This window comes from Dyella sp. 01N36 (assembly GCF_056399745.1).
This window is the reverse complement of the sequence record NZ_JBFTRY010000258.1, coordinates 1-4,176: the sequence shown is the minus strand read 5'-3', so window position 1 is coordinate 4,176 and position 4,176 is coordinate 1. Positions and strand designations below refer to the sequence as shown.

Annotated in this window: 3 protein-coding genes; 2 read left to right on the top strand and 1 reads right to left on the bottom strand. The window is 65.6% G+C overall.

What is annotated here, in order from left to right:
- Window positions 1–260 precede the first annotated feature (260 nt).
- Window positions 261–1,280: a LysR substrate-binding domain-containing protein gene (locus tag AC1DMG_RS20470; RefSeq protein WP_477175959.1), complete on the bottom strand. Its 1,020-nt coding sequence runs from the start codon at window positions 1,278–1,280 to the stop codon at window positions 261–263.
- A 333-nt stretch (window positions 1,281–1,613) separates the two neighbouring features.
- On the opposite strand from AC1DMG_RS20470, the gene cysG reads away from it, so the two are divergent.
- Entirely contained in the window at window positions 1,614–3,050 is a 1,437-nt protein-coding gene (gene cysG, locus AC1DMG_RS20465) for a siroheme synthase CysG (protein WP_477175958.1), read from the top strand.
- Between the two features lie 75 nt (window positions 3,051–3,125).
- On the top strand, window positions 3,126–4,067 hold the full coding sequence (cysK, locus tag AC1DMG_RS20460; RefSeq protein WP_441604099.1) for a cysteine synthase A: 942 nt from the start codon (window positions 3,126–3,128) through the stop codon (window positions 4,065–4,067).
- Window positions 4,068–4,176 lie beyond the last annotated feature (109 nt).

Here is a 4,176-nt window from a genome sequence, read left to right as displayed (position 1 = left end):
GCCACGCCTGGGTGTACTGCTCCGTAGGCTTGTCGCGCACAGGGTGCGCTCCCACAAGGAGCGATCCGCAACTATTCACCCGCAGCTGGGGCCGTGGTTGYTCTTTTGTAGGAGCGCACTTGTGCGCGACCGCAGCGCTGGGGTGCACTGCTCCGTAGGCTGGTCGCGCACAGGGTGCTCTCCCACAAGGAGCGCTCCGCACCTATTCACCCGCAGCCGGGGCCATGGTTGTTCTTTTGTGGCCCAACAACATCTACGTATTACTGCGCCTCGACCAGCGTCTCCGTCGCTTTGTGCGCCGCCTTCCGCTCCCGCCAATGCGGCACCCCCGCCCAATGCGAGGTCCCCGTGCCCCCGGAAGCAAGCGCGCGACTCACCGCACGACGCTCCAGGTGCGGCGCAAACACACTGATGAAATCGAGCGTGTATTCGCGCAGCACACTCTCACGGCGCAAGACGATCCACGTCGTGCACGCGGCAAACAGCTGGTCCGCGCCCAGTTCGCACAGGTCGGTGTCGTGTTCCGGCTGATAGGCCATTTCGGCCAGCACGCCGATGCCCAATCCCTCGCGCACGTAGGTCTTGATCAGGTCGGCATCGCTGGCGGTCATGACGATCTGCGGATCGAGCCCGGCGCTTTGGAAGGCGCGGGTCAATGAGGATTCGGGCTTCAATGAAGAGTCGTAACTGATCAGCGGATGGGCAGCGAGCTGTTCCAGCGTGGGCGCCTGCTTTTGTCGCGCCAGGGGATGGCCATTGGGCACGACGATGCTGCGGTTCCAGCGGTAGGCGGGCAGGGCGATGCCGTTCGGTGGCGGCCCGCCGGCGGCCGTGCTGACGATGGCGAGATCGACCTGGCCGACCTCGAGCAAGGAGATCACGTCCGAATCGTTCACCGGCTGCAAGTGCACGCTCACCTGCGGATAGCTGCGACTGAGCACCGCCACGGCCGAAGGCAGCGCGAAGCGAGCTTGCGTATGTGTGGTGGCGATGCGCAGCGTGCCACGCGATTCGTTGCGCAGGTTGGCCGCGATGGAACGGATATTGGCCGCTTCCGCCAGGATGGTGCGGGCACGTTCCAGCACGTGCGTGCCGGCGTGCGTGATGGCGTGCAGGCTGCGGCCCTTGCGGTGGAACAGCTGGAAGCCGAGCTCGTCTTCCAGCTGGCGCAACAACTTGCTCAGGCCGGGCTGGGTGGCATGCACCCGCTCGGCCGCGAGGGTGATGTTCAGGCCGGCATCAGCGATGGCGACGAGATAGCGTAATTGGGTCAGCGTCATGGTTGGGGTTCCACAGGCAATCGAGAGAGTAGGGACTCGGTGTCGCGCTGCGGATACATCGCGCGTGCTCATCCGCCGATGCGCTGCACTGGCAGGCGGTCGGGGCGGTTTTCAGCCAATGGCGATGATGGTCCATGATTACCGTAACGGGGCGGTCACAATTAGACGTCTATACAGCGGTTGCTGCGTTGCGTCAATACTTCGTCGTGCCGGTAGATCCGATCGCCTTATAACGGGCCGTCATGTCTGGCGCCGCAGAAATCATTTGTACGGCCATCTGCGCGTGCCTAGCTTGGGTGCTCCAGCCGTGCATCTCATGGAGCCTGAGGTTCGATGAAGCTTTACCCATTGTTCGCCGATCTGTCCGGCCGCCAGGTCCTGGTGGTGGGCGGCGGCGTGGTGGGTGAGGGCAAGGTCGCCGCATTGCTGGAGGCCGGCGCGCAGGTCACGGTGGGGGCGCCCGACCTCACGCCTGCGCTGCTCGGTTTGGCCAACGATGGGCGGGTGCGATGGGTGCGTGGCCGTTTCGAGGATGGCTGGCTTGACCAGGCATGGCTGGTGATCGCCGCCACTCCGGATGCCGAGCTCCATCGGCATATCGCTGCCCTGGCCGAGTCCCGACGGATTTTCGTCAATGTCGTCGACGACGCGCAGCAATCGAGCTTCCACGTGCCGGCCGTGATCGACCGCGCGCCGGTGACGATTGCGATTTCCAGCGGTGGACACGCGCCGATGCTCGCGCGGTTGCTGCGCGAACGGCTTGAAGTGTTGATCGATCCGGTGGTCGGCTCCGTTGCCACCTTGTTGGCGCGGATGCGTCACCGCATCCGCGCGAGACTGCCGGATATCGCGTTGCGTCGTCGTTTCTACGAGCGTCTGTTGAGCGGGCCCGTGCAAAGCCTGCTGCGTCGAGGCCAATGGGGGCTGGCCGAAGCCTCGACCGAGCGTTTGCTCGATGCGACCGAAGCCAGGCCTGTCGGTTCGGTGGTCTTGCTTGGCGCCGGCCCCGGTGATCCCGGCCTGCTCACGTTGCGTGGGTTGCGTGCATTGAACGAGGCGGATGTGATCCTGCATGACCGCCTGGTCAGCGTGGAGGTGTTAGGCCTGGCGCGCCGCGACGCCGAGCGCATCGAAGTGGCCAAGCAGGCGGGCAACCATCACACCACGCAGGAGCAGATCCACGCCCTGATGCTGGAACATGCCGCTGCAGGTCGCCGTGTGGTGCGCCTGAAGGGCGGCGATCCATTCGTATTCGGTCGCGGTGGCGAGGAGCTGGAATTCCTGCGCCGCCACGGCATTGCCTATGAGGTGGTGCCAGGTATCACGGCGGCCCTGGCGTGTGCCGCCTACGCCGGCGTGCCGCTGACGCATCGCGATCATGCGCAGTCCGTGCGGCTGGTGACGGCGCACTGCCAGCAGTCCATCGATACGCTCGATTGGCCGGCGCTGGCACAGGAGCGGCAGACGCTCGCGGTCTACATGGGTACCGGCGAGCTGGACCTGATCGCGCAGCAGCTGGTCGAGCACGGCCGCGCAGCGAGCACGCCGTTCGCCCTGGTGGAAAACGGCACGCGAGCGGAACAACGGGTGATCGTCGGCACGCTGGCCAACCTGGCGGAGCAGGCGGGGCGATACGGTGTACGGTCGCCGGCGCTGCTCATCATCGGCGAGGTGGCCAGCCTCGCCACCTCGCTGTCATGGTACGGCAGCCGGCCGCTGGGTAGCCTCGCGCCGCCGCTGCCGCACTCGTCGAAGGCGGTCGCGGCTTGACACAACCTTTCCCTTGACGGGTGCACCATCGCGCCTCGTGCCACCTTCATCCATGCCGCGTACCGGAGTCACTTCATGATCTACGACAGCATCCTCGACACCATTGGCAACACGCCGATCGTGCGCATTCACCGTCTGGCGCCCAAGCACGTGACGCTGTACGCCAAGGTGGAGGCATTCAATCCGGCCGGTTCGGTCAAGGATCGTCTTGCTTACGCCATCATCATCGACGCCGAGCAACGCGGCGTGCTCAAGCCCGGTCAGACGGTGGTGGAAGCCACGTCAGGTAATACCGGCGTGGCGCTGGCGGCCGTGTGCGCGGCGCGCGGCTATCCGTTCGTGGCGGTGATGTCCGATTCCTTTTCGGTCGAGCGGCGCAAGCTGATGCGCGCCTATGGCGCCAAGCTGCTGCTGACGCCCGCGGCGGAACGTGGCAGCGGCATGGTGCGCAAGGCCAAGGAGCTGGCCGACAAGCACGGCTGGTTCCTGGCCGGTCAGTTCGACAACCCGGCCAATCCCGCCTATCACCGCAACACCACGGCCCCGGAAATCCTGCGCGATTTCGCCGGCAAGCGGCTGGATTACTTCGTCACCGGCTGGGGCACCGGCGGCACCCTCACCGGTGTGGGCGAGGTGCTGAAGGTGGCGCGCCCGGAAGTGAAGATCATCGCCAGCGAGCCGGTCGGTGCCGCGCTGCTGTCGGGCAAGGAATGGCAGCCGCACAAGATCCAGGGCTGGACGCCGGATTTCGTGCCTGCGGTGCTCAATCGCGAGGTCGCCGACCAAATCCTTCCTGTCGACGATGTGTTGGCACGCGATACGGCGCGCGATCTGGCGCAGAAGGAAGGCATTTTCGTCGGCATTTCCTCGGGCGCCACGCTGGCTGCGGCCCTGCAGGTGGCGAAGGATGCGCCGGAGGGGACGGTGTTGTTGGCGATGTTGCCCGATACCGGCGAGCGCTACTTGTCGACCTTCCTGTTCGAGGGTGTCAACGAAGGGTCGGACGAGGTGGAGTGAAGATGTGTTCGTCTGCCCGCAGCCTTGGGCGTGGGCAGAAATCTGTGGGAGCGCACCCTGTGCGCGACGAGCCGACGGAGCGATACACCCAGGCGTGGCTGTCGCGCAC